Raw genomic sequence first — 24,724 nt, forward strand, 5'->3', positions numbered from 1 at the left:
TTATTGCAAAAAAGCACTTAAATTGTTATCAATTTAAGTGCTTTCTATTTATATTAATCTTTTTTCAAAACTGCTTCTGCAATATTCACTGAATGATCACCAATTCTTTCAAAATTACTAATCATATCTAAGAAAACTGCTCCTGAATTCGCAGAACAAATACCTCTATTAAGTCTTTTAATATGTTTTTCTCTCAATTCTTCTTCTAAATCATCTATTCTTTCTTCAATCGACAGAACTTTTGTAGCTCTTTCCACATTTCCGTCTCTAAAACTTTCAATACTTGTATCATATGCATCTAAAGTATATTTAAACATGTTTTCTAGTTCACTTAAAGCGTCTCCTGATATTTCAAGGTTTCTATTAACTTTTTCACTCGTAAGTTCTACTAAATTACTACAATGATCTCCTACTCTTTCAATATCATTCACAATATTAAACATTGTTATTATATTGGCTTGTTCTTGATCTGAAATTTCAGTATTAGAAATTTTAACCAAGAAATCAGTTATATCATGTTCTAATAAATTTATTAATTTCTCATTTTCATTTACTTCATTTATTAATTTAGGGTCTTCTGTTACAAATGCCTTCATTGATAAAGATAAATTTTCCTTTGCAATCTCAGCCATTCTCATTAATTCTTGAATTGATTGTCCTATCGCAATTACAGGCGTTTCTAATAATCTATAATCGATATATTTTGTTCCATATTCTTTAATTTCATCTTCACCAGGTAATATCTTATTTACAAGTGCAACTAAATATTTAATAAATGGAATCATAATAATTGTATTAGTAATATTAAATATTGTATGTGCATTAGCTATTTGTCTACTAACATCAGATTTATTCATATTTACTACTACATCTGTTAATAATGGTATTGCCCAGATAAATACTAAAGTTCCAACTACATTAAAAACCAAATGGAACACAGCGGCTTTTCTTGCAGTTTTACTAGTTCCAATACTTGATAATAAAGCAGTTACACATGTCCCGATATTATTACCAAACAAGATTGGAATTGCAACTTCTATCGGAAGCGAACCTGTGCCAGCTAAAGCAACTAAGATACCTGTCGATGCAGATGAACTCTGTACAACTGCAGTCATTAAAGCACCTACAAATACACCTAAAATAGTATTCCCCTTTAGAGAACTAATCATATTAATAAATATCGGTGCATCTCGTAAAGGTTTCATTGAATCTTTCATTATATCTAAACCTAAAAATAAAATACCAAATCCAAGAATAATAGTTCCAATAATTTTATATTTTCTTCTTTTAGAGAATAACACCATTAATGCACCTACTGCTATAAATATAGGCACTACTTTATCCAACTTGAAAGAAATAAGTTGAGTAGTTATTGTTGTTCCTATATTCGCTCCCATTATAACTGAAGCTGCTTGATATAAATTCATTAAACCAGCATTTACAAAACCTACTACCATGACCGTAGTTGCACTACTACTTTGTATAATTGCTGTAACTACAGTTCCCGTTGCTACTCCTTTTAATGGGTGAGAAGTTATTTTCTCAAAAATCTTTTTCATTTTATCTCCAGCTATATTTTCAAGTCCTTCTCCCATCATCTTCATTCCATAAAGAAATAATCCTAATCCACCTATAAGACCGATAAAAATTTCATACATAATCATATCCCTCCATATGTTTGTCCCATTCAAATAATACAACAAATTTATATGTTTGTTAAGTATTTTTAATAAATATTTTGTCACTTCATGTACTTTTAACATGAATTTAACACAACGTTCCTTTGACAAAATATATATTGTTTTTTTGTAATATCATTTTCAATAACTCATAATTTATTTGTTTTCTATATGATGTATTGTTTATATTTTAAGGAGTTTTTCTATTTTTATACCAAAAAAAATAAGAGAGAAAATCTCTCTTATTTTTATATAAAATTTGTATAAACTATCTCTTAGAGAACTGAGGAGCTCTTCTAGCTTTCTTAAGACCGTATTTCTTTCTTTCTTTCATTCTTGGGTCTCTTGTTAAATATCCAGCTTTTTTAAGTTCTGGTCTTAAAGATTCATCAGCTTTTAATAAAGCTCTAGCTATACCATGTCTGATTGCACCCGCTTGACCTGTGAATCCTCCACCAAAAACATTAACTAATACGTCAAATCTATCTTTTGTCCCAGTAAGAACAAGTGGTTGATTTACGATAACTCTTAAAGTTTCTAATCCAAAAAATTCTTTTTCATCTCTTTTATTTATGATAACTTTACCATCGCCAGGTACAAGTCTAACTCTAGCAACTGATTTTTTTCTTCTACCTGTTCCTAAGTATTGAACTTTTGCCATTATATGTCCTCCTTTCACCTATTAATATCTTAACTCTAAAACTTCCGGTTTTTGAGCATCATTATTGTGTTCTGGACCACTATTAACTTTTAATTTCTTAAGCATTTGTCTTCCTAATTTACCTTGTGGTAACATTCTTCTTACTGCTTCTTGGAAAACGAATTCTGGTTTTTTATCTAATGCTTTTCTATAAGACATTTCTTTAAGTCCACCTGGATACATTGAGTGGTGTCTTAACATTTTTTGATCAAGTTTTTTACCAGTTAAAGCAACTTTATCAGCATTAACAATAATTACATGATCCCCACAATCAACATGAGGTGTAAATGTTGGTTTATGTTTTCCTCTTAAAATTGTAGCAACTTGGCTTGCAGCTCTACCTAAAGGCTTTCCTGCAACATCTATTACATACCATTTTCTTTCTACTTCGCTTGGTTTTGCAATATAGGATTTCATCTATTTACCTCCTTATACGTTTTATGTACTAAGTACTTCTATATCAAGATCATTTCTTTGATCAAAGATAAATCTTACCTAACCTAAACCATTATAATACAACGAGCCGGGTGTGTCAACGTATTTTGTCAAAATAATTTTTTTCTTTTAATAAAATACTTTTTCTAAACATAACCCTGATGCTGGCGCAGTTTTGCTAGCAAATTTTCTATCTTTAGAATTTAAAATATATTTAATTCTATCAGGTTTTACCCTCTTTCTTCCAACATCAATTAACGTTCCAACCATAATTCTTACCATATTATACAAAAATCCATCTCCATTAACTGATATTATTACTTGTTCACCTTGCCTATCAACATTAATTTCATATATAGTTTTAACTGTCTTAGTTACTTGACTTCCTTTATTTCTGAAAGCCGAAAAATCATGTGTTCCACAAAAATGCTTTATAGCATCTTTCATTAAGTCTACATCTAATTCATATCTATAATGATATATATAGTTTCTATTAATAGCTACATTATCTTTTCGATTATTAATAGTGTAAATATATTTTTTGCCCTTACTACTATACCTAGCATGAAAATCCAAACTAACTTCTTTTGACCTCAAAACAACAATATCACTAGGTAGTTTATTATTTATTGCATATTTTATTCTATCCCCAGGAATACTAGAATTTGTTCTAAAATTTGCAACATATTCTTTAGCATGAACCCCTGTATCTGTGCGACTACACCCAATTAAATTTATAACTTCTCCGGTAACCTTATATATAGCTTTTTCAAGAGTTTCTTGAACCGTATTCGCATTGATTTGCCTTTGCCAGCCTGCATAATTTGTACCATCATATTCAATTACAAGCATTACATTTTTTAGCACATTATTTGCTCCTTAATAACTTAATTAAACGTTCTACTCCATATAGAGAGCCCAACTAAAATAAATGTACATATCATAGCCATAAAGTCTTGTGAACTTAGCTTTAATATCTTCATTCTAGTTCTTCCATCTCCACCATTATAGCATCTTGCTTCCATTGCTGTCGCAAGTTCATCGGCCCTTCTAAATGAACTAATAAAAAGTGGTACTAAAAGAGGAATTAAATTCTTCGCTCTCTTAACTAGATTTCCAGATTCAAAGTCAGCTCCTCTTGCCATCTGCGCTTTCATGATTTTATCAGTTTCATCCATCAAAGTCGGTATAAATCTAAGTGCTATTGTCATCATCATAGCTAATTCATGGGCCGGTAAACCAATCTTTTTAAATGGATTAAGTAATTTTTCAAGTCCATCAGTTAACTCTATAGGTGATGTGGTTAATGTCAACAATGAAGTTCCAATAATCAAGAAAACTAATCTAAATACCATAAAACCGGCTAATACCAATCCCTCTTTATAAATTTTCAAGAATTTCCAACGCCACAATGGATCAGAATCACCTGTAGTCATAAAGATATTTAAAAGCCCTGTAATAACTAAAAGAATTAAAATAGGTTTTAATCCTTTATAAATAAATTTAAAAGGAACCTTTGAAACTAATATAGAAATCCCAATAAATAATACTACAAAAATATATCCTATAAAATTATCTATTAAAAACAAGTCAATAATAAAAATCATTGAAATTAGTATTTTAAACCTTGGATCAAGTCTATGGATAAATGAGTTACCAGGAACATATTGACCAATTGTTATATCTTTAATCATTTTTAGCTCCCCTTAAAACTTTTAAAATTTGCTTTTTAGCTTCTTCTACAGTAAATATATCTTCAGATATATCAAAACCTAAATTATTTAACTTCTTTACTAAATAAGTTACTTGAGGTACTGCTAACCCAACCCGTTCTAAAGTTTCTATTTGAACGAATATTTTGGATGGAATATCATTTAAAATACATTTTCCATTCTCCATTACAAGAATTTTTCCTGCAACTTTAGCAACATCCTCCATACTATGAGATACTAATATAATAGTCATTTCATATTCTTTTTTTAATTTAGATATTTGACTTAAAATTTCTTCTCTACCCATTGGATCCAAACCTGCAGTAGGTTCATCAAGTATTAAAACCTTAGGCTCCATAGCCACTACTCCAGCTATGGCAACTCTTCGCTTTTGTCCTCCACTTAATTCAAATGGAGATACATTTCTATACTCTTCATAATTAAGTCCAACGAATTTCATAGCTTTTTTTACTCTTCTATCAACTTCCTCATCACTCAGTCCCAAATTTTTAGGTCCAAAAGCGATGTCTTTTTCGATAGATTCTTCAAATAATTGATATTCTGGATATTGAAAAACCAAACCTACTTTTTTTCTGATCTCACTTAATTTAACTTTAGGCAAAGTAATATCCTTACCATCCACTATTATTTTTCCTGATGTTGGTTTTAATAATCCATTTATATGTTGTATTAATGTTGATTTACCTGAGCCTGTATGACCGATTAGCGCAATAAACTCTCCATCTTCTATAGTTAAACTAACATCATCTAATGCTCTTTTCTCAAATGGAGTTCCTGGCATATAAATGTGCGTTAAATTTTCTATTTTAATTGACATAAAGCATCCACCATCTCATCTATTGTTAATATATCTGAAGTTACATTCAATCCATTCTTTCCTAATTCATAAGCTAATTCTGTTACTTGAGGAACATCCAAACCAATTTCTTTCATCATAGCAACATTACTAAATATTTTTCTAGGAGTTCCTTCTTTTACAACTTTTCCATTATCCATAACCACTATTCTATCAGCTTCAACTGCCTCTTCCATATAATGAGTTATAAGAATAATAGTTATCCCGTAATTTTTGTTTAAATCCAAAATTGTATTTAATACTTCTTTTCTTCCTGATGGATCCAGCATAGCTGTTGGTTCATCTAGAATAATACATTCTGGTTTCATTGCTAAAATTCCTGCTATTGCAACTCTTTGTTTTTGACCACCTGATAATAAATGAGGTGCATGTCTCTTATAATCAGCCATATTTACCTTACTTAAAGATTCATCGACTCTTTTTCTAATTTCATTCGATTCTACTCCCAAATTCTCAGGTCCAAATGCGACATCTTCTTCAACTATTGTTGCTACTATTTGATTATCCGGATTTTGAAATACCATTCCTGCCTTATTTCTTATTACCCATAGATTATCATAATTTTTTGTGTCTAATCCATCAATGATTACTTCTCCTTTAGATGGAAGCAATAGTGCATTCATATGCTTAGCAATTGTAGACTTACCAGATCCGTTATGTCCTAAAACCACTAAAAATTCACCCTTGTTAACTTCTAAGTTTACCCCATTGACAGCTAGCTTAGTCTCATTATTATCTTTTTTATATTCAAAAAAAACATCATTGCATTCTACCATATAATGAGCCATATTTTATTCCCCTTAATATATAAAATTATAAAATTAAAGGGACTAAGCCAGAAGTACTTAATCCCTATAGAGCTTATTAATTATACTAATTCCAAAATTACAACTTCTGCACCGTCGCCTCTTCTAGGGCCTTTTCTGATAATTCTAGTGTATCCACCATTTCTATCAGTATACTTTGGAGCAATAGTTTGGAATAATTCTTCAACTACTTCTTTTTCAGTTACAAATGAAAGGACTTGTCTTCTAGCATGAAGATCCCCTCTTTTTCCAAGAGTAATCATTTTTTCTGCTAAACGCTTAGTTTCTTTAGCTCTTGTTACAGTAGTTTCAATCTTACCGTGTTTTAAGAAACTAGTAACTAAATTTCTTAGCATAGCTCTTCTTTGGTCAGTAGGAAGTCCTAACTTACGTTGCTTTGCCATCATAATCCTCCTTTACTCATCGGATTTTTTTAAACCTAGTGATAATGCAGCTAGTTTTTCTTGAACTTCTTCAAGTGACTTTCTACCTAGATTCCTTACCTTCATCATATCATCCATAGATCTCTCAGTTAATTCTTGGACAGTATTGATTCCAGCTCTTTTTAAGCAGTTATAACTTCTAACTGACAAATCTAGCTCTTCGATAGTCATTTCTAAAACTTTTTCTTTTTGGTCTTCTTCTTTTTCAATCATGATTTCCATATTGTCTGCATTGTCTGTTAAGGTCATGAACAATTTGAAGTGCTCAATTAGTATCTTAGCTGATAAACTAATTGTTTCTTCTGGCATCATTGTACCATTTGTCCATACTTCTAAAGTTAACTTATCATAATCTGTTATCTGTCCTACTCTAGTATTTTCTACAGTAAAGTTTACTTTCTTAACTGGAGTATATATTGAATCAACAGGAATTGTTCCAATTGGCATATCGTCCTGTTTATTTTTGCTTTGGGTAACATAACCTCTACCTCTGCTAACGTTGATTTCCATATATAGTCTACCATCATCATCAAGTGTTGCAATATGTAAATCCTTATTTACAACTTCAACACTGCCATCAGTAGTAATATCCCCTGCAGTTACTTCACAAGGTCCTTGAGCATCAATATATACAGTACTTGAGCCTTCATCATTTAACTTCATAGATAAAGTTTTGATATTTAATATTATTTGTGATACGTCTTCTTTACAACCTTTCACGGTTGAAAATTCATGTAAAACTCCATCAATCTTAATTGAATTTGCTGCAGCCCCTGGCAAAGATGATAATAGAATTCTTCTTAAGGCATTACCTAAAGTAGTTCCATAACCTCTTTCTAATGGTTCAATGACAAATTTACCATATATCCCATCATCAGTAGCTTCTACACATTCAATTTTGGGTTTTTCTATTTCTAACATATGAACCCTCCCTTATAGAATAATGTACTAAGGGCAACTAATTCTATCCTTTTTACCTTATTATTTGCTGTATAACTCAACAATTAATGTTTCATTTACAGGTACATCTATATCGCTTCTTTGAGGTTGTGCAACAACAGTTCCTTCAAAATTAGCAACTTCTCCTTGTAACCAAGCTGGTAATGTTTTTGGATTTTCAGCAAATACTTTGAATTTTTCAAAAGATCTACTTTTTTCTCTTACTGATATAACATCATTAACACTTACTTTGTAAGAAGGAATATCAACTTTCTTTCCATTTACAGTAAAGTGACCATGTGTTACTAATTGTCTAGCTTCAGTTCTAGATGCTCCAAAACCTAATCTATATACAACGTTGTCTAATCTCATTTCTAGTAACATAAGTAGGTTTTCACCTGTAATACCTTTCATGTGATCAGCTTTATCATAATATTTTCTAAATTGCTTTTCAAGAATTCCATAAACTCTTCTAGCCTTTTGTTTCTCTCTTAATTGGATTCCATAGTTAGACATTTTTTTTCTACTTTGTCCGTGTTCTCCTGGTGCATAGCTTCTTTTGCTATAAGCACATTTATCTGTATAACATCTATCTCCCTTAAGAAATAGTTTCATACCTTCTCTTCTGCATAATCTACACACTGGTCCAGTATATCTCGCCATTTAAAGTAACACCTCCTATTATAAATATTAAACTCTTCTTCTTTTTGGTGGTCTACATCCATTATGTGGAATAGGAGTAACATCTTTAATCATTGTTATCTCTAATCCTGCTGCTTGCAAAGATCTTATAGCAGCTTCTCTTCCAGCACCTGGACCTTTTACGTAGACATCAACACTTTTTAGTCCGTGCTCCATTGCAGACTTTGCTGCAGTTTCTGCTGCCATTTGAGCAGCAAAAGGAGTACTTTTTCTTGATCCTCTAAATCCTAATGCTCCAGCACTAGACCAAGATAAAGCATTTCCTACACTATCAGTTAAAGTTACCATTGAGTTATTAAAAGTTGATCTGATGTGTGCACAACCGTGCTCAACATTTTTTCTCTCTTTTCTTCTTCTACCTCTTTTAACTTTTTTAGGCTTAGCCATTCAATCTTCCCTCCTTTATTTCTTTTTCCTAGATACTAATTTTTTAGGACCTTTTCTAGTTCTAGCATTAGTCTTAGTTTTTTGCCCTCTAAGTGGAAGACCTTTTCTATGTCTAATTCCTCTATAACTTCCAATCTCAACTAATCTCTTTATATCCAAAGCAATTTTTCTTCTCAAGTCACCTTCAACAGTGAAATCTTTTCCAATTTGATCTCTTAGAGCATTGACTTCTTCTTCAGTTAAATCTTTAACTCTTGTGTCCGGATTAACTCCTGTTGCTTCTAAAATCTTGTGAGATCTTGGTAAGCCTATGCCGTAAATATAAGTTAAACCTACTTCTACTCTTTTGTTTTTTGGTAGATCTACTCCAGCTATTCTCGCCATAAAACAGCGCACCTCCTATTTTTATTAGTTTATTTTCAGCAGCCGCATTATTTAAATCCATATCATTTTATATATGATATTGTAAATCATTTAAATTATCAACATTTTTATCCTTGTTTTTGTTTATGCTTAGGATTTTCGCATATAACCATTACTTTACCTTTTCGTCTGATAACTTTGCATTTTTCGCAAATAGGTTTTACTGATGGTCTTACTTTCATTATAAACCCTCCTAACTATTTAGCTCTCCAAGTAATTCTACCTCTACTTAGATCGTATGGAGAAAGTTCTATAGTTACTCTATCGCCAGGTAGAATTCTAATAAAATTCATTCTTAACTTTCCAGAAACATGTGCTAATATTTTTTGACCACTTTCCAATTGCACTTGAAACATAGCATTTGGTAAAGCTTCAAGAACAGTACCTTGCATTTCAATAACATCATCTTTTGACATAAGGGAATTAAACCTCCTTATTTGCGTCTCTATTTTCTAAAAACTTTCTGATCATTGAATTATTTACATACTCTTTATTTTGAAGTCTTTCCATTATATCAACAGAAAATTCTTCTAAAATGGAAATATGTTTTATTTTTTTCTTTTTGGGGTTATCAACTTTTCTCAAATCACCATCTGCAATCTGCACGTACTCATCATCTATAACATTAACAATTATAAAGAATCGTTTTGCATCTCTACCAGCTTTTGAGTAAATAACCCTACCAAGATAATCATCTTTATTCATAATTTTCACCTCTATAAACTAGAGCCTGTTGGAATACTCAAGAATTATGAAGGGAGTTTCCCTTCATATTCCTATTTATTATAAATAAATTTAATCATTTTATTTTTCCAATTTTACTAAATGTTCTGAGATGTTAGTAAAAACATCATCAATTGAATTAGTACCATCTATAACAAATAACTTACTAATTTTATTATAATAATTAATTAGTGGTTGAGTAGATTTCACATAAACATCAATTCGTTCTTTTACTGTGTCCTCTTTATCATCATCACGCTGAATAACCTCATTACCACATACATTACATATTCCTTCAACCTTTGGTGGATTGAAACTAGTATGATAACTTGCACCGCAATTCAAACATACCCTTCTCCCAGTCATTCTTTCAAGAATAAATTCTGGTGGAACATCAATTAATAACGCACTATCGATTTCCTTGTCTTGATCTTTTAAAAACTTATCAAGTGATTCAGCTTGAAACACCGTTCTTGGGAATCCATCCAAAAGAAAACCATTCTTACAGTCATCCTCTAATAGTCTATCTTTTGTAATATCAATAGTAAGGCTATCTGGTACTAATAGTCCCTTATCTATATATTTTTTAGCTTCTACCCCTAAAGGAGTTTCTTCTGAAATATTTTTTCTGAATATATCTCCAGTGGAAATATGAGGTATCGAAAACTTTTTCGATATTAATTTTGCCTGTGTTCCTTTACCAGCCCCAGGCGGCCCTAGTAAAATTATTTTCATTAATATCATCTCCATTTAGTAATTACTTTATTTAAGAAACCCTTTATAATGCCTCATTACAAGTTGAGATTCCAGAGTTCTCATAAAATCTAAAGCAACTCCCACTTCAATTAATAAAGCAGTTCCACCAAATGTAATTGTACTAAAAGGTGTGAAATTCTGAATTCCTGTAGGTGTAAGAGCAATAAATGCTGCAAATAAACCACCTAATATTGATACTTTTAAAAGTACCCTTCCTATATATAATGCAGTTTGTTCACCTGGTCTTATGCCTGGAATAAACCCAGCAGATTTATGTATATTCTCAGCCATTTCATCCGGTTTAAACGTTACTTCTGTATAGAACCAAGTAAAGAATATAACCAAAACAGCATAAATAACAGCATAAAGCCATGAATCAGCTCTAAATGGACTAAACTTACTTGTTTGAACCCATGCTGCAAATGCAGAATCTGGTATAAATAAAGCTATAGTTTTAGGAAATTGCATTACTGACATACCGAATATAATAGCAATGATTCCTGAAGAATTCATGTTTATTGGAATGTGAGTTGATTGCCCACGATACAACTTTCCACTAGATCCTTTTGCAGCATATTGAATCGGTATTCTTCGTTCTGATAATGTAGCTATAATTACTATAGCAAAAACAATTACAGAAAATGCCGCTAGTAAAACTATCTGTACCAAATTAACTGCCCCTGTATCCTTTAATGATTTAACTCGAAGCAATGTCTGAGGCAATCTTGAAATAATGTTAACAAATATTATTAAAGAAATTCCGTTCCCTATTCCTCTTACAGTAATTTGATCACCTAACCAAATTAAAAATACAGATGATGTAGTTAGCGTAAGAACTATTAAAAATACTTGCATTTTTGATGCATTTGGTAGTGCACCAGCTTGAGTTATCAAACCATAAGTACTAAATGATTGTAACACGCCGATTGCAACAGCAGCATATCTAGTGTATTTTTGAATTTTCTTTCTACCTTCTTCCCCTTCTTTAGATAATTGTTCTAAAGGTGGAATAGCTATAGTTAATAAAGAAAAAATAATGGAAGCGTTAATAAATGGTATAACTCCCATAGCAAAAATACTAAAACTGCTTAAAGCTCCTCCGGACATTAAATCATAAAAACTAAATAAAGTTCCTTCTTGTGCTAATCCAGCTAATGCAGAAGTATCCACACCAGGTACAGGGATATGATTCCCTAACCTGATGACAGTTACCATTAGCACAGTGAATATTATTCGATTTCTCAATTCTGGCACTTTCCACGCATTACGTAAGGTTGACATCATTTTAAATCACCTCTACTTTTCCTCCAGTAGATTCTATCTTTTCAACAGCACCTTTTGTAAACTTTGTTGCTTTTATAGTAAGTTTCTTTTCTAAATCACCATTACCTAAAATTTTAACACCGTCTTTTATTTTACTTATTACACCATGTTCTTTAAGTAATGCTGGAGTAACTTCTGTACCATCTTCAAATATATTTAATCTATTTACATTTACTTCAACATATTCTTTTGCAAAAATATTTGTAAATCCTCTTTTAGGTAATCTTCTGTATAAAGGCATTTGACCACCTTCGAAACCAGGTCTAACTCCACCACCTGATCTAGAATTTTGACCATCTTGTCCTCTACCAGCTGTTTTACCCCAACCAGAACCAGTACCTCTACCTACTCTTTTCTTACCTTTTTTAGAACCTGTAGCAGGCTTTAAATCATGAAGTTTCATGTCTAGCACCTCCTCTTTCTTAGACTTCTTCTACATTTAGAAGATAATTGACTTTGTTTATCATACCTCTTATTTGAGGAGTATCTTCGTGAACAACTGTTTTACCAATTTTATTCAAACCAAGAGCTTCAATTGTAGCTTTATGGTCTTTTTTTCTACCAATACCACTCTTAACTTGAGTAATTTTAAGCTTAGCCAAGGTGATCCCCTCCTAACCTAATATTTCTTCTACAGTCTTACCTCTTAATTGAGCGATTTGGTCTGCAGTTCTTAATTTACTTAAACCATCTATTGTTGCGCTAACCATATTTTTAGGATTATTTGATCCTAATGATTTAGCTCTAACATCTTTTAATCCTGCCAACTCAAGGACAGCTCTTACTGGTCCACCAGCAATAACTCCAGTACCTTCTGGTGCAGGCATTATTAGAATATTTCCTTTTCCGAACTTTCCATAAATTCTGTGTGGAATAGTTGTTCCTACCATTGCAACATCAACTAAATGTTTTTTTGCATCTTCAATACCTTTTCTAATAGCATCTGGTATCTCAGCAGCTTTACCTATTCCTACGCCAACGTGTCCGTTTTCGTCTCCAACAACAACAAGAGCACTAAATCTAAAGTTTCTACCACCTTTTACAACCTTAGTTACTCTGTTTATATAAACAACTTTTTCTTTGAGATTTAGCGCATTAGGGTCTATTCTCATGGCACATCCTCCTTTTCCTAGAATTTTAAACCGGCTTCTCTTGCACCATCAGCAAGTTCTTGTATTCTACCGTGATATATAAATCCGCCTCTATCAAAAACAACTTCTTTTATACCTTTTTCTAAAGCTCTTTCTCCAACCATTTTACCAACAGCTTTTGCTGCTTCTTTGTTACTTCCAAGACTACCTTCAAAATTCTTATCTAATGAAGAAGCTGAAACTAAAGTAACTCCGTTTATATCATCAATTACCTGAGCATAGATGTTCTTCTCGCTTCTAAACACTGCCAATCTTGGTCTTTCAGCAGTACCAGATAATTTTCTACGTACTCTTTTATGACGTCTAACCCTTGCTTTATTACGATCAGGCTTACTAAACAATATACTCACTCCTTTCAGTGTTTAAATATATTACTTACCTGTTTTACCTTCTTTACGTCTAATATGTTCACCAGCATATTTAATACCTTTACCTTTATATGGCTCAGGTTTTCTCCATACTCTTATATTAGCCGCAGCAGAACCAACTTTTTCTTTATCGATTCCCTTTACGATAATTTTTGTTGTTTCAGGAACTTCATATTGTATTCCTTCTTCTGCTTCAATCTCAACAGGATGTGAAAATCCAAGGCTTAATGTTAATTTAGAACCTTTAAGTTGCGCTCTATAACCAACACCAACTAGCTCTAAAGTTTTTTGGAATCCTTGTGAAACTCCAATTACCATGTTGTTCAATAATGCTCTAGTTAGACCATGTAATGCTCTATGTTGAGCAACATCTGAAGATCTTTTTACAACAACTTGATTATTTTCAACAGATATTTGAATATCTTTATGCATATCTTTAACTAATTCACCTTTTGGTCCTTTAACTGTAACAACGTTATCTGGTGTTACATCAACAGTTACACCAGAAGGTATATCTATCGGAAGTCTACCAATTCTTGACATCCTCGCACCTCCTATTCGTCTTAATTACCATACATAACAAATAACTTCTCCACCTAAACCAGCGTTTCTTGCTTCTTTATCTGTAATTACACCTTTATTAGTAGAAACTATAGCTATTCCTAAACCATTTAGTACTTGTGGTACAGTGTCTTTTTGGCAATAAACTCTTAATCCAGGTTTTGAAATTCTCTTAAGACCTGTAATAGTTCTTTCAGTTCCTTCTATATATTTCAAGCCTAGTCTTAACATTTTTACTGGGCCATCTTCGTATTCTTCTACACCTTTTACATAACCTTCTTTTACTAATATATCTGCAATAGCTCTCTTCGTATTTGAAGAAGGTATTTCAACTATATTATGTCTAGCTACATTTGCATTTCTGATACGAGTCAGCATATCTGCGATAGGGTCTGTCATAACCATTTTTGTGCCTCCTTTCAGTATCTATAAATTACCAGCTTGCTTTTCTACAACCAGGGATTTCCCCTTTATAAGCTAATTCTCTAAAACATATACGACATATTCCGTATTTTCTAAGTACAGCATGTGGTCTTCCACAAATTCTACATCTAGTGTAGGCCCTAGTCTTGTACTTAGGAGTTTTACTCCATTTTTCTAACATTGCTTTACGAGCCACGGTTTTCCCTCCTTATTATTGAGCAAATGGCATACCAAGATATCTTAATAACTCTCTTGCCTCTTCATCTGTTTTAGCAGTAGTTACAAAAACAATATCCATACCTCTTACTTTGTCAATTTTATCATATTCAATTTCTGGGAATATAAGTTGTTCCTTAACTCCTAGAGCATAGTTTCCTCTTCCATCGAAAGCTTTAGCAGATACACCTCTAAAGTCTCTAACTCTTGGAAGAGCTATATTCATTAATTTGTCGCCAAATTCATACATTTTCGTTTTTCTAAGAGTTACTTTTAAACCTATTGGCATATTTTCTCTAATTTTGAAGTTTGCAACAGACTTTTTTGCTCTTGTGATTATTGGTTTTTGACCAGCGAATATTTCCATATCCTTCATTGCTGTTTCAATAACTTTAGCATTATCTTTTGCTTCCCCTAGACCCATATTAAGAACTATTTTCTCAAGTTTAGGTACTTCCATTATATTTTTATAACCGAACTTTTCCATTAAAGCAGGTACTATTTCTTTTTCGTACTTGTCTTGTAGTCTTGGAATCATCAGGCATCCTCCTTTCGAATAAAAGACTATAGAATTTCGCCGCACTTTTTGCAAATTCTAACTTTTGTTCCGTCTTCTAATAATTTCTTGCTAATTCTAGTAGCTGATTTACACTTTGTGCAATACAACATAACTTTTGAACTATTCATAGGTGCTTCTTGTTTTACAATTCCACCTTGCATGTTCTCTCTACTAGGCTTCACGTGTTTTGTTACTATATGAGCTCCTTCAACTAATACTTTACTAGTCTTAGGATATACTTTTAATACTTTTCCTGTTTTACCTTTATCTTTACCAGAAACAACTACTACTGTGTCATCTCTTCTAACATGAACTTTAGCCATTATAGCCACCTCCTTCTAAAGAACTTCTGGTGCTAAAGATAATATTTTATTATACTCTTTATCTTTTTCTCTTAATTCTCTAGCAATTGGTCCAAAAATACGTGTTCCTTTAGGCAATTTATCATCTTTAATTATTACAGCAGCGTTATCATCAAATTTTATGTAAGAACCATCTTTTCTTCTTACGCCTCTTTTTGATCTAACTATAACAGCTTTTATAACCTCACCCTTTTTAACAACACCGCCTGGTGTTGCACTTTTAACGCTAGCAACTATCACATCACCGATGTTTCCATACTTTCTTTTTGAACCGCCTAATACTCTAATGCACATTATTTCTTTTGCACCTGTATTATCAGCTACTTTTAATCGAGTTTGTGGCTGAATCATATAAACGCCCTCCTTTCAACTAAATAACTATTTAGCTTTTTCTACGATTTTAACAAGTCTCCATCTCTTGTCTTTTGACAAAGGTCTTGTTTCCATTATTTGCACTGTATCGTTAAACCCAGCTTCATTGTTTTCATCATGCGCTTTTAACTTTTTAGTTCTCTTTATTGTTTTACCATATAAAGGATGACGAACTTTATCTTCAACTGCTACAACAATAGTCTTATCCATTTTATCAGATACTACTTTACCAATTCTTGTTTTTCTAAGTCCTCTTTCCACAGTTAAACCTCCTTCCAGTATACTACTGTTCAAGCCCATTTAATTCTTTTTCTCTTAGAATAGTCTTAACTTGAGCTATTGACTTCTTTACTTGTTTAATTCTCATAGGGTTTTCTAACTGTCCTGTTGCTAACTGAAATCTCAAATTGAATAATTCTGATTTTAAATCGTTTATTTTTCCTAATAGCTCATTTGAAGAGCTTCCTCTTAATTCTTGTAATTCATTAGCTCTCATTTACTTCACCACCCATTTGCTCAAAATCTTTTCTTGTAACAAATTTAGACTTCATTGGAAGTTTGTGTGAAGCAAGTCTCATTGCTTCTCTTGCAACATCTTCTGGTACACCAGTTAATTCAAACAAAACTCTACCTGGTTTAACAACAGCTACCCAGTACTCAGGTGAACCTTTACCAGAACCCATACGAGTTTCAGCAGGTTTTTGAGTTACAGGTTTATCTGGGAATACTTTTATCCAAAGTTTCCCCCCTCTTTTAATATATCTATTGATAGCTATTCTGGCAGCTTCTATTTGATTGCTAGTTAACCATCCGCATTCTGTAGCTTGTAGAGCATAATCACCATATGCTATAAAGTTACCTCTAGTAGCTTTACCTTTCATTCTACCACGTTGAACTTTACGACGTTTCACTCTTTTTGGCATTAACATAGCTAGCAGTTCCTCCTTCCTATTGGTTTGCTTTATCAGATCCGACTTTTTTCTTTGGAAGAATTTCTCCATTGTAGACCCAAACTTTAACTCCTATTTTTCCATAAGTTGTATCTGCTTCAGCAAATCCATAATCGATATCAGCTCTTAATGTTTGTAGTGGAATTGTACCTTCGTGATACTGTTCTGTTCTAGCAATTTCAGCTCCGCCAATTCTACCAGCACATGCAGTTTTTACACCTTTGGCTCCACTTCTCATACCTCTTTGGATTGTTTGTTTCATAGCTCTTCTGAATGATATTCTCTTTTCTAATTGTTGAGCAATATTTTCAGCCATTAATTGAGCATTTTTTTCAGCTCTTTTAACTTCTACAATGTTAATTATAACATTTTTATCTTTAATAACTTCTTTAGTTAAAGCATTCTTCAATGCTTCAATCCCTTTACCACCTTTACCAATAATCATACCTGGTTTAGCTGTGTGGATATTCAATTTAATTCTCTTTGGTGTTCTTTCAATTTCTATCTTAGCTACACCTGCAGCGTAGGATCTCTTTTTAATGAACTTTCTAAGCTTGTTATCTTCAATCAGGTTATCTGCAAACTTATCTCTATTAGCGTACCATTTAGCATCCCATTCTTTGATAACACCGACTCTCAAGCCATGAGGATTTACCTTTTGTCCCACTATCTTTACCTCCTTTTATGGTCTTTCTTTAACAACTACTGTGATATGACTTGTTCTTTTTAATATTTGATATGCCCTACCTTGTGCACGAGGTCTCCATCTCTTCAATGTAGGTCCTTGATTTGCATAAGCTTCTGATACATATAATCTATTAACATCTAAATTATTATTATTTTCAGCATTTGCTACAGCAGACTTAAGAACTTTACCAACTTCTACAGCAGCTGTTCTTGGAGTGTATTGTAAAATCGCACTTGCTTCGCTAGCATCTTTGCCTCTAATTAAGTCTAGAACAACTCCTACCTTAGTTGAAGAAATTCTAACATATTTAGCCGTTGATTTAGCTTCCATTATTCTTCCTCCTTCCTAAGACTATTTAACACGAGATGATTTCTCAGATTTAATATGTCCTTTGAATGTTCTTGTTAAAACAAATTCTCCCAACTTATGTCCTACCATATCTTCAGTCATATAAACTGGAATATGTTTTCTTCCATCATGAACAGCAATTGTATGACCCACAAACTGTGGAAAAATTGTTGAACTTCTTGACCAAGTTTTTATAACTTTCTTTTCGCCATTAGCATTCATTGTTTCGATTTTTTTAATTAATGATTTTGCGACAAAAGGCCCTTTTTTAACAGATCTACTCAATGTAAAGTCCTCCTTTCAATCTCTTTAAAAGATTAGGAAGAGAATGTTACTTCTCTTCTTTTATTTATTTTTTACCTCTACTCTTAACAATCATTCTATCAGAATATTTATTATTCTTTCTAGTTTTATATCCAAGAGCAGGTTTACCCCATGGAGTACAAGGACCTGGACGTCCTACTGGTGACTTACCTTCACCACCACCGTGAGGATGGTCATTAGGGTTCATTACAGAACCTCTAACTGTTGGTCTGAATCCCATGTGTCTTTTTCTACCAGCTTTACCGATATTGACAATGTCATTAGTAGTGTTAGATACTACTCCTATTGTAGCTCTACATTCTATTCTAACATATCTCATTTCTCCGCTTGGTAATCTAAGAGTTGCATGATTTCCTTCTTTAGCCATTAATTGAGCTGAAGTACCTGCTGCTCTAACTATTTGACCACCTTTACCTGCTTGTAATTCAATATTATGAATAACAGAACCTAGTGGTATGTTTTTAAGCGGCAACGCATTTCCAACTTTAATATCTATGTCAGTACCTGACATAAGAACATCTCCAACTTTTAAACCAACAGGAGCAATGATATATCTTTTTTCTCCATCAGCGTAATTAAGTAAAGCTATGTAAGCTGTTCTATTTGGATCATATTCAACTGTAGCAACTGTAGCTGGGATATTATCTTTGTTTCTTTTAAAATCAATGATTCTATATTTTCTCTTAGCTCCACCACCACGGTGACGTACAGTTATTTTACCTTGAGAATTTCGACCAGCCTTTTTCTTTAAAGATACAAGAAGTGATTTTTCTGGTTGATCAGTAGTTATTTCTTCAAAAGTTGCTACTGTCATTGCCCTTCTTGAAGGCGTAGTAGGTCTAAACTTTTTAACTGCCATTGAATTTCCCTCCTTCGTTAAGCTTTTCTGGCATATAGCCAATAACTGCTTTTATTACATTCCTTCAAAAAATTCTATTGTTTTGCTTTCTTCTGTCAACTTAACAATAGCTTTTTTTTGATCAGCTCTTTTACCAATGTGAACTCCAACTCTTTTTACTTTACCAGTAATATTAGATGTATTCACACTTTCTACTTTTACATCAAAAACTTCTTCAACAGCTCTTTTGATTTGAGCTTTGTTTGCATGTTTATCTACTATAAAGGTGTATTTCTTATCAGTCATATCAGTCATACTTTTTTCAGTTACAACTGGTCTTCTGATAATATCATAATTATTAAATTTCATTATACATACACCTCCTCAATTTTAGCTACTGCATCTTTAGTAACGATTAAATTATCATACTTTAAAATATCATAAACATTTAAGTTGTTTACAGGAACAACTGCAGCATTTTGAATGTTTCTAACAGATTTATATATTGCTTCATCTGAAGATGAAACAACTATTAATGCTTTTTTAGCTTCTAATTTATTAAGCATTTCAACTACTTTTTTAGTTTTAGGAGCTTCAAATGATAATTCTTCTAAAATCATCATCTCTTTGTCAACTACTTTGCTACTTAAAACAGATTTCATAGCAACTCTCTTCATTGACTTTGGTATTGAAACTCTATAATCTCTTGGTTTTGGAGCAAAAACAACTCCACCTTTGATCCATTGAGCTGCTCTGATAGATCCTTGTCTTGCTCTACCAGTACCCTTTTGTCTCCAAGGTTTTCTTCCTCCCCCAGAAACTTCAGATCTTGTTTTGGCAGATTGATTTCCTTGTCTTTTGTTTGCTAATTGAGCAACAACAACTTGGTGTACTGCACTTTCTTTTATTTCAGCCGCAAATACAGCGTCATTTAAATCCATAGTTCCAACTTTACTTCCTTCTGTATTAAATACGTCTAATACTGGCATTCAATTTCCTCCTTTCTATAAGAAACTCTAGGCCTTAACACCATCTCTTATAATTACGTAACCTTTGTTCGGACCCGGAACTCCACCTTTTATTAAGATGATATTCTTTTCTTCTAACACTTCAACTACTTCAAGATTAAGAACTGTAGTTTTTCTTGCACCCATATGTCCAGGCATTTTCTTGTTCTTAAAAGTTCTTGATGGATCAGATGCTGCACCAGCCGAACCTACTGCTCTATGATATTTAGAACCATGTGCCATAGGACCTCTATGCATTCCCCATCTTTTAATTGTTCCTTGGAACCCCTTACCTTTAGATGTTCCAGTAACATCAACTTTATCTCCAGCTACAAAAGTGCTAGCTTTAATTTCTGAACCTACTTCATAAGAGTCAACATTTTCTAATTTAAACTCTTTAATAATTCTTTTTGGTGTAGTTCCAGCTTTTTCGAATATACCTTTTCTTGGCTTGTTAGCTAACTTTTCTCTAATTTCTTCAAATCCTACTTGAATTGCGCTGTAACCATCTTTTTCAACTGTCTTCTTTTGTAAAACAGTACATGGGCCTGCTTCAATTACAGTTACTGGAACAACTTTACCATCTACAGTGAATATTTGAGTCATCCCTAATTTTCTTCCTATAATTGCTTTTTCCATGTTTTGCACCTCCCTGTTATATTAGCGGATCGTAATTACGATCATAATAATTCAAAAATTTATAACTTAATTTCTATATCCACACCAGCCGGTAAATCAAGTCTCATTAGAGCATCTACAGTTTTTGGTGATGGACTCAATATGTCTATTAATCTCTTGTGAGTTCTTATTTCAAACTGTTCTCTTGAATCCTTATATTTATGAGTAGCTCTTAATATAGTAACCACATCTTTTTGAGTTGGTAGTGGTACTGGACCCGCCACATTAGCACCAGTATTTTTTGCTGTTTCAACTATTTTTTCAGCTGATTGATCTAATATGTGGTGGTCAAAAGCTTTTAATCTAATTCTTATTTTTTGACTTGCCATTAACAATTCCCTCCTTTTCGTAATCTAAAATTCAAAATACACCGAACTTAGTAAACTGCTCCGGGTGTTTCATAATATACAGAAAAACATCCAACCTATAAGTTCGTTCGCTTGATTCAAGATCAAACTGGCTCAAGCAAAAATTACCCTGGAAAATCCAGCAACCTCTTGCTTCATTGCCCCTTTCACATCACAACTCTTATATTGTATACTATTTTTATATTTTTGACAAGTATTTTTATAAAAATATATAAAGTATTTTTTTATGGAAATAAAATGTAAAAATGAGAAAGAAAATTCTTTCTCATTTTTATTTAAATACTAATTATTCAATTATAGTACTAACAACTCCAGAACCTACTGTTCTTCCACCTTCTCTGATAGCGAATCTTAGGTTTTGTTCCATTGCTACTTGTGTAATTAATTCTACATTCATATCAATGTGGTCTCCTGGCATTACCATTTCTACTCCTTCTGGTAAAGCAATTGATCCTGTAACGTCTGTTGTTCTGAAGTAGAATTGTGGTCTATATCCATTAAAGAATGGAGTATGTCTTCCACCTTCTTCTTTCTTTAATACATATACTTGACCTACGAATTTACTATGTGGTGTAACTGTACCAGGTTTTGCTAATACTTGACCTCTTTCGATTTCTGTTCTTTGAACACCTCTTAATAATGCTCCAATGTTATCTCCAGCCATCGCTTCGTCCAACATCTTTCTGAACATTTCTACTCCTGTACAAGTAGTCTTCTTAACTTCTGCTCCCATTCCTACTATTGCAACTTCTTCTCCAACTTTCAAGATTCCTCTTTCCAATCTTCCTGTTGCAACTGTTCCTCTTCCTGTGATTGTAAATACATCCTCTACAGGCATTAAGAATGGTTTATCTGTTTCTCTCTCTGGAGTTGGGATATACTCATCTACTGCTGCCATTAATTCAGCAATACATGCATCTTCTCCTTTTTCTATTACCATTAATGCTGATCCTGTGATTACTGGACATTCGTCTCCGTCAAATCCATATTCACTTAATAAATCTCTTACTTCCATTTCTACTAATTCTAATAATTCTTCATCATCTACTTGGTCTGCTTTGTTTAAGAATACTACTATATTCTCAACTCCTACTCTTGATGCAAGTAAGATATGCTCTCTTGTTTGTGGCATTGGACCATCTGCTGCACTTACAACTAAGATAGCTCCATCCATTTGTGCTGCTCCTGTAATCATGTTCTTAACGTAGTCAGCATGTCCTGGACAGTCAACGTGTGCATAGTGTCTTGTTTCTGTTTCATACTCAACGTGTGCAGTGTTGATTGTGATTCCTCTTTCTCTTTCTTCTGGTGCTTTATCTATTTGTGAGTAGTCTTGTGCTTCTGCTTTACCTTCTTTTGCTAGCGTCATTGTGATTGCCGCTGTTAATGTTGTCTTTCCGTGGTCTACGTGACCTATTGTTCCGATGTTTACATGTGGTTTTGTTCTTTCAAACTTAGCTCTTGCCATTTTCCATTCCTCCTATAATTATATAAATTATTTAAAATTATTTTTTACCTATAACAGTCTCTTGAATACTCTTTGGAACTTCATCATATTGAGCAAATTCCATAGAATAGTTACCTCTACCTTGTGTTCTTGATCTTAAAGTTGTAGCATATCCAAACATTTCTGAAAGCGGAACTAAAGCTCTAATTGTCTGTGCACCAGCCATTGGATCCATTCCTTCAATTCTACCTCTTCTAGAATTTAAATCACCCATTACATCTCCAAGGTAATCTTCAGGAATTACAACTTCAACTTTCATTATTGGTTCTAATATTACAGGATCTGCTTTTTTCATAGCATTTTTGAATGCCATAGACCCTGCAACTTTAAATGCCATCTCATTAGAGTCAACATCATGATATGATCCGTCAAAACATCTTACTTTAAAGTTAATAACTGGATATCCACCAAGAATACCACTTTGAGATGCTTCTTGAATACCATTATCAACTGCTGGTACATATTCTCTAGGAATAACTCCACCAACTATTGCATTTTCAAATTCATATTCTCCTTGATGAGGTATCATTTCTATCCAACAATGACCATATTGTCCACGACCACCTGATTGACGAACAAATTTACCTTCAGCTTTAACAGCTGTTCTGATACTTTCTTTGTACGCAACTTGTGGAGCTCCAACATTGCATTCAACTTTAAATTCTCTTTGTAATCTATCAACGATAATCTCTAGATGAAGTTCTCCCATACCAGCAATGATTACTTGACCTGTCTCTTGATCAGTAAAAGTTTTAAATGTAGGATCTTCTTCAGCAAGTTTAGCTAAAGCTATACCCATTTTTTCTTGACCAGCTTTTGTTTTTGGCTCAATTGCAACCGATATAACTGGTTCTGGGAAATCCATGCTTTCTAATATTACAACATTATCATCAGCACATAATGTGTCACCTGTTGTAGTATTTTTTAAACCAATTATAGCTCCTAATTCACCAGCATATAATTCTGAAACTTCTTCTCTGTGATTCGCATGCATTTTAACCAATCTACCGATTCTTTCTCTTTTACCTTTATTACTGTTTAACACATAGCTTCCACTTTTCATAATACCAGAGTAAACTCTTGTAAATGCTAATTTACCAACAAATGGGTCTGTAGCGATTTTGAAGGCTAATGCAGCTAAAGGTTCTTTATCATCAGCAGGTCTTTCTGTTTCTTGACCCTCATCATCAACACCTTTTATAGCATCAATATCTAAAGGTGATGGCATGTAATCTAGTACAGCATCTAATAATTGTTGTACTCCTTTGTTTTTATATGCAGAACCACATAAAACAGGAACAATCTCATTAGCAATAGTACCTTTTCTTAAAGTTACTTTTAATTCTTCTTCAGTGATTTCTTCACCTTCAAGATACTTCATCATTAAATCTTCATCTAATTCCACAACAGCTTCAATCATAGCAGCTCTATATTCTTCTGCAATTTCTTTAACTTCTTCTGGAATTTCTTCTTCACTGAATTCAGTACCTAATTTATCTCTGAATATAATAGCTTTATTTTTAACTAAGTCAACATGACCCTCATACCACTCTTCTTTTCCTATAGGTACTGTTATAGGCACTGCATTTGCATGTAATCTTTCTCTCATCATCGTAACTGCTCTAAAGAAGTCAGCTCCCATAATATCCATCTTATTTACAAATGCCATTCTTGGAACACCGTACTTGTTTGCCTGTCTCCAAACTGTTTCAGATTGAGGCTCAACTCCACCTTTAGCACAGAATACTGCAACAGAACCATCAAGTACTCTTAAAGATCTTTCTACCTCAACTGTAAAATCTACGTGTCCTGGTGTGTCTATAATGTTGATTTGATGTTCTTTCCAAAAACATGTTGTAGCTGCAGAAGTAATTGTTATACCTCTCTCTTGTTCTTGAACCATCCAGTCCATTGTAGCTCCACCTTCGTGAGTTTCTCCAATCTTATGATTTCTTCCTGTATAGTATAAAATACGCTCAGTAGCAGTTGTTTTTCCAGCATCAATATGAGCCATTATACCAATATTACGAAACTTTTTTAACGGATATTGTCTTCCCACGTTATATCCTCCTCTCGTTTTTTCATGCTCTAACTAGTTT

40 protein-coding genes are annotated in these 24,724 nt (G+C 32.9%); all 40 read right to left on the bottom strand.

Going from position 1 to position 24,724, the window contains the following annotated elements:
• Positions 1 to 53 precede the first annotated feature (53 nt).
• Positions 54 to 1,664 (bottom strand): Na/Pi cotransporter family protein, encoded by a 1,611-nt coding sequence (locus ACQ3F0_RS05205; protein ID WP_428864065.1) that lies wholly within the window; start codon positions 1,662 to 1,664, stop codon positions 54 to 56.
• A 283-nt stretch (positions 1,665 to 1,947) separates the two neighbouring features.
• A complete protein-coding gene (gene rpsI, locus ACQ3F0_RS05210; protein WP_428864066.1) occupies positions 1,948 to 2,340 on the bottom strand; it encodes a 30S ribosomal protein S9 in 393 nt (130 codons plus the stop codon).
• 21 nt (positions 2,341 to 2,361) lie between these two features.
• On the bottom strand, positions 2,362 to 2,796 hold the full coding sequence (gene rplM, locus ACQ3F0_RS05215; RefSeq protein ID WP_428864067.1) for a 50S ribosomal protein L13: 435 nt from the start codon (positions 2,794 to 2,796) through the stop codon (positions 2,362 to 2,364).
• 147 nt (positions 2,797 to 2,943) lie between these two features.
• Positions 2,944 to 3,666, bottom strand: coding sequence for a tRNA pseudouridine(38-40) synthase TruA (truA, locus tag ACQ3F0_RS05220; RefSeq protein ID WP_428864370.1), 723 nt, complete (start codon positions 3,664 to 3,666; stop codon positions 2,944 to 2,946).
• Positions 3,667 to 3,701: 35 nt separating this feature from the next.
• Positions 3,702 to 4,508 (bottom strand): energy-coupling factor transporter transmembrane component T family protein, encoded by an 807-nt coding sequence (locus tag ACQ3F0_RS05225; protein WP_428864068.1) that lies wholly within the window; start codon positions 4,506 to 4,508, stop codon positions 3,702 to 3,704.
• The gene (locus ACQ3F0_RS05230; RefSeq protein WP_428864069.1) at positions 4,501 to 5,364 is read right to left on the bottom strand and encodes an energy-coupling factor transporter ATPase; all 864 of its coding nucleotides are present in this window, start codon (positions 5,362 to 5,364) and stop codon (positions 4,501 to 4,503) included. Before ACQ3F0_RS05230 ends, ACQ3F0_RS05225 begins: the two co-directional genes overlap by 8 nt.
• The gene (locus ACQ3F0_RS05235) at positions 5,349 to 6,191 is read right to left on the bottom strand and encodes an energy-coupling factor transporter ATPase (RefSeq protein ID WP_428864070.1); all 843 of its coding nucleotides are present in this window, start codon (positions 6,189 to 6,191) and stop codon (positions 5,349 to 5,351) included. Before ACQ3F0_RS05235 ends, ACQ3F0_RS05230 begins: the two co-directional genes overlap by 16 nt.
• 80 nt (positions 6,192 to 6,271) lie before the next feature.
• Positions 6,272 to 6,613, bottom strand: coding sequence for a 50S ribosomal protein L17 (gene rplQ, locus ACQ3F0_RS05240; RefSeq protein ID WP_428864072.1), 342 nt, complete (start codon positions 6,611 to 6,613; stop codon positions 6,272 to 6,274).
• Between the two features lie 12 nt (positions 6,614 to 6,625).
• Positions 6,626 to 7,573, bottom strand: a complete 948-nt coding sequence (locus tag ACQ3F0_RS05245; RefSeq protein ID WP_428864073.1) for a DNA-directed RNA polymerase subunit alpha — start codon at positions 7,571 to 7,573, stop codon at positions 6,626 to 6,628.
• Between the two features lie 60 nt (positions 7,574 to 7,633).
• Positions 7,634 to 8,254 (bottom strand): 30S ribosomal protein S4, encoded by a 621-nt coding sequence (rpsD, locus tag ACQ3F0_RS05250; protein ID WP_428864075.1) that lies wholly within the window; start codon positions 8,252 to 8,254, stop codon positions 7,634 to 7,636.
• Positions 8,255 to 8,281: 27 nt separating this feature from the next.
• Entirely contained in the window at positions 8,282 to 8,680 is a 399-nt protein-coding gene (gene rpsK / locus ACQ3F0_RS05255) for a 30S ribosomal protein S11 (RefSeq protein ID WP_428864076.1), read from the bottom strand.
• 15 nt (positions 8,681 to 8,695) lie between these two features.
• The gene (gene rpsM / locus ACQ3F0_RS05260) at positions 8,696 to 9,064 is read right to left on the bottom strand and encodes a 30S ribosomal protein S13 (RefSeq protein ID WP_428864077.1); all 369 of its coding nucleotides are present in this window, start codon (positions 9,062 to 9,064) and stop codon (positions 8,696 to 8,698) included.
• Between the two features lie 107 nt (positions 9,065 to 9,171).
• Positions 9,172 to 9,285 carry a 50S ribosomal protein L36 gene (rpmJ, locus tag ACQ3F0_RS05265; protein WP_003156543.1) on the bottom strand — a complete coding sequence of 38 codons (114 nt, stop codon included), beginning with the start codon at positions 9,283 to 9,285 and terminating at the stop codon, positions 9,172 to 9,174.
• A gap of 15 nt (positions 9,286 to 9,300) precedes the next feature.
• A complete protein-coding gene (gene infA, locus ACQ3F0_RS05270) occupies positions 9,301 to 9,519 on the bottom strand; it encodes a translation initiation factor IF-1 (RefSeq protein ID WP_428864078.1) in 219 nt (72 codons plus the stop codon).
• Between the two features lie 7 nt (positions 9,520 to 9,526).
• Complete coding sequence (locus tag ACQ3F0_RS05275) at positions 9,527 to 9,808, bottom strand: RNA-binding protein (RefSeq protein WP_428864080.1); 282 nt, start codon at positions 9,806 to 9,808, stop codon at positions 9,527 to 9,529.
• Between the two features lie 99 nt (positions 9,809 to 9,907).
• Positions 9,908 to 10,561 (bottom strand): adenylate kinase, encoded by a 654-nt coding sequence (locus tag ACQ3F0_RS05280; RefSeq protein ID WP_428864081.1) that lies wholly within the window; start codon positions 10,559 to 10,561, stop codon positions 9,908 to 9,910.
• 27 nt (positions 10,562 to 10,588) lie between these two features.
• The gene (gene secY / locus ACQ3F0_RS05285) at positions 10,589 to 11,866 is read right to left on the bottom strand and encodes a preprotein translocase subunit SecY (RefSeq protein ID WP_428864083.1); all 1,278 of its coding nucleotides are present in this window, start codon (positions 11,864 to 11,866) and stop codon (positions 10,589 to 10,591) included.
• Position 11,867: 1 nt separating this feature from the next.
• A complete protein-coding gene (rplO, locus tag ACQ3F0_RS05290) occupies positions 11,868 to 12,308 on the bottom strand; it encodes a 50S ribosomal protein L15 (protein ID WP_428864084.1) in 441 nt (146 codons plus the stop codon).
• Between the two features lie 19 nt (positions 12,309 to 12,327).
• On the bottom strand, positions 12,328 to 12,507 hold the full coding sequence (rpmD, locus tag ACQ3F0_RS05295) for a 50S ribosomal protein L30 (RefSeq protein ID WP_428864086.1): 180 nt from the start codon (positions 12,505 to 12,507) through the stop codon (positions 12,328 to 12,330).
• 12 nt (positions 12,508 to 12,519) lie between these two features.
• Entirely contained in the window at positions 12,520 to 13,017 is a 498-nt protein-coding gene (gene rpsE / locus ACQ3F0_RS05300) for a 30S ribosomal protein S5 (protein WP_428864088.1), read from the bottom strand.
• 17 nt (positions 13,018 to 13,034) lie between these two features.
• The gene (gene rplR / locus ACQ3F0_RS05305) at positions 13,035 to 13,397 is read right to left on the bottom strand and encodes a 50S ribosomal protein L18 (RefSeq protein WP_428864090.1); all 363 of its coding nucleotides are present in this window, start codon (positions 13,395 to 13,397) and stop codon (positions 13,035 to 13,037) included.
• A 30-nt stretch (positions 13,398 to 13,427) separates the two neighbouring features.
• A complete protein-coding gene (rplF, locus tag ACQ3F0_RS05310) occupies positions 13,428 to 13,967 on the bottom strand; it encodes a 50S ribosomal protein L6 (protein ID WP_428864091.1) in 540 nt (179 codons plus the stop codon).
• 24 nt (positions 13,968 to 13,991) lie between these two features.
• Positions 13,992 to 14,390 (bottom strand): 30S ribosomal protein S8, encoded by a 399-nt coding sequence (gene rpsH / locus ACQ3F0_RS05315; RefSeq protein ID WP_428864093.1) that lies wholly within the window; start codon positions 14,388 to 14,390, stop codon positions 13,992 to 13,994.
• Between the two features lie 28 nt (positions 14,391 to 14,418).
• Positions 14,419 to 14,604: a type Z 30S ribosomal protein S14 gene (locus ACQ3F0_RS05320; protein ID WP_428864095.1), complete on the bottom strand. Its 186-nt coding sequence runs from the start codon at positions 14,602 to 14,604 to the stop codon at positions 14,419 to 14,421.
• Between the two features lie 15 nt (positions 14,605 to 14,619).
• On the bottom strand, positions 14,620 to 15,162 hold the full coding sequence (rplE, locus tag ACQ3F0_RS05325) for a 50S ribosomal protein L5 (protein ID WP_428864096.1): 543 nt from the start codon (positions 15,160 to 15,162) through the stop codon (positions 14,620 to 14,622).
• 26 nt (positions 15,163 to 15,188) lie between these two features.
• The gene (gene rplX / locus ACQ3F0_RS05330; protein WP_428864097.1) at positions 15,189 to 15,506 is read right to left on the bottom strand and encodes a 50S ribosomal protein L24; all 318 of its coding nucleotides are present in this window, start codon (positions 15,504 to 15,506) and stop codon (positions 15,189 to 15,191) included.
• Between the two features lie 15 nt (positions 15,507 to 15,521).
• Complete coding sequence (gene rplN, locus ACQ3F0_RS05335; RefSeq protein ID WP_428864098.1) at positions 15,522 to 15,896, bottom strand: 50S ribosomal protein L14; 375 nt, start codon at positions 15,894 to 15,896, stop codon at positions 15,522 to 15,524.
• A 27-nt stretch (positions 15,897 to 15,923) separates the two neighbouring features.
• Positions 15,924 to 16,178, bottom strand: a complete 255-nt coding sequence (rpsQ, locus tag ACQ3F0_RS05340; RefSeq protein WP_428864099.1) for a 30S ribosomal protein S17 — start codon at positions 16,176 to 16,178, stop codon at positions 15,924 to 15,926.
• A 22-nt stretch (positions 16,179 to 16,200) separates the two neighbouring features.
• Positions 16,201 to 16,413 (bottom strand): 50S ribosomal protein L29, encoded by a 213-nt coding sequence (rpmC, locus tag ACQ3F0_RS05345; RefSeq protein ID WP_428864100.1) that lies wholly within the window; start codon positions 16,411 to 16,413, stop codon positions 16,201 to 16,203.
• Positions 16,403 to 16,846 (bottom strand): 50S ribosomal protein L16, encoded by a 444-nt coding sequence (rplP, locus tag ACQ3F0_RS05350; protein WP_428864101.1) that lies wholly within the window; start codon positions 16,844 to 16,846, stop codon positions 16,403 to 16,405. The genes rpmC and rplP overlap by 11 nt, the downstream gene beginning before the upstream one ends.
• Before the next feature lie 19 nt (positions 16,847 to 16,865).
• A complete protein-coding gene (rpsC, locus tag ACQ3F0_RS05355; RefSeq protein WP_428864102.1) occupies positions 16,866 to 17,534 on the bottom strand; it encodes a 30S ribosomal protein S3 in 669 nt (222 codons plus the stop codon).
• 15 nt (positions 17,535 to 17,549) lie between these two features.
• Positions 17,550 to 17,885, bottom strand: a complete 336-nt coding sequence (gene rplV, locus ACQ3F0_RS05360; protein ID WP_428864103.1) for a 50S ribosomal protein L22 — start codon at positions 17,883 to 17,885, stop codon at positions 17,550 to 17,552.
• 21 nt (positions 17,886 to 17,906) lie between these two features.
• Entirely contained in the window at positions 17,907 to 18,188 is a 282-nt protein-coding gene (rpsS, locus tag ACQ3F0_RS05365) for a 30S ribosomal protein S19 (protein ID WP_428864105.1), read from the bottom strand.
• 64 nt (positions 18,189 to 18,252) lie between these two features.
• Positions 18,253 to 19,086, bottom strand: a complete 834-nt coding sequence (rplB, locus tag ACQ3F0_RS05370) for a 50S ribosomal protein L2 (protein ID WP_428864107.1) — start codon at positions 19,084 to 19,086, stop codon at positions 18,253 to 18,255.
• Positions 19,087 to 19,140: 54 nt separating this feature from the next.
• The gene (gene rplW, locus ACQ3F0_RS05375) at positions 19,141 to 19,434 is read right to left on the bottom strand and encodes a 50S ribosomal protein L23 (RefSeq protein WP_428864108.1); all 294 of its coding nucleotides are present in this window, start codon (positions 19,432 to 19,434) and stop codon (positions 19,141 to 19,143) included.
• Positions 19,434 to 20,054, bottom strand: a complete 621-nt coding sequence (gene rplD / locus ACQ3F0_RS05380; protein WP_428864109.1) for a 50S ribosomal protein L4 — start codon at positions 20,052 to 20,054, stop codon at positions 19,434 to 19,436. Before rplD ends, rplW begins: the two co-directional genes overlap by 1 nt.
• A gap of 27 nt (positions 20,055 to 20,081) precedes the next feature.
• Positions 20,082 to 20,711, bottom strand: coding sequence for a 50S ribosomal protein L3 (gene rplC / locus ACQ3F0_RS05385; RefSeq protein WP_428864110.1), 630 nt, complete (start codon positions 20,709 to 20,711; stop codon positions 20,082 to 20,084).
• Between the two features lie 59 nt (positions 20,712 to 20,770).
• Positions 20,771 to 21,079: a 30S ribosomal protein S10 gene (rpsJ, locus tag ACQ3F0_RS05390; RefSeq protein WP_428864111.1), complete on the bottom strand. Its 309-nt coding sequence runs from the start codon at positions 21,077 to 21,079 to the stop codon at positions 20,771 to 20,773.
• A 325-nt stretch (positions 21,080 to 21,404) separates the two neighbouring features.
• Positions 21,405 to 22,586, bottom strand: coding sequence for an elongation factor Tu (tuf, locus tag ACQ3F0_RS05395; RefSeq protein ID WP_428864113.1), 1,182 nt, complete (start codon positions 22,584 to 22,586; stop codon positions 21,405 to 21,407).
• A 37-nt stretch (positions 22,587 to 22,623) separates the two neighbouring features.
• Positions 22,624 to 24,684 carry an elongation factor G gene (fusA, locus tag ACQ3F0_RS05400; RefSeq protein ID WP_428864114.1) on the bottom strand — a complete coding sequence of 687 codons (2,061 nt, stop codon included), beginning with the start codon at positions 24,682 to 24,684 and terminating at the stop codon, positions 22,624 to 22,626.
• Between the last annotated feature and the right edge of the window lie 40 nt (positions 24,685 to 24,724).

This window comes from Clostridium sediminicola (genome assembly GCF_050402865.1).
GTDB lineage: Bacteria > Bacillota > Clostridia > Clostridiales > Clostridiaceae > Clostridium_AF > Clostridium_AF sediminicola.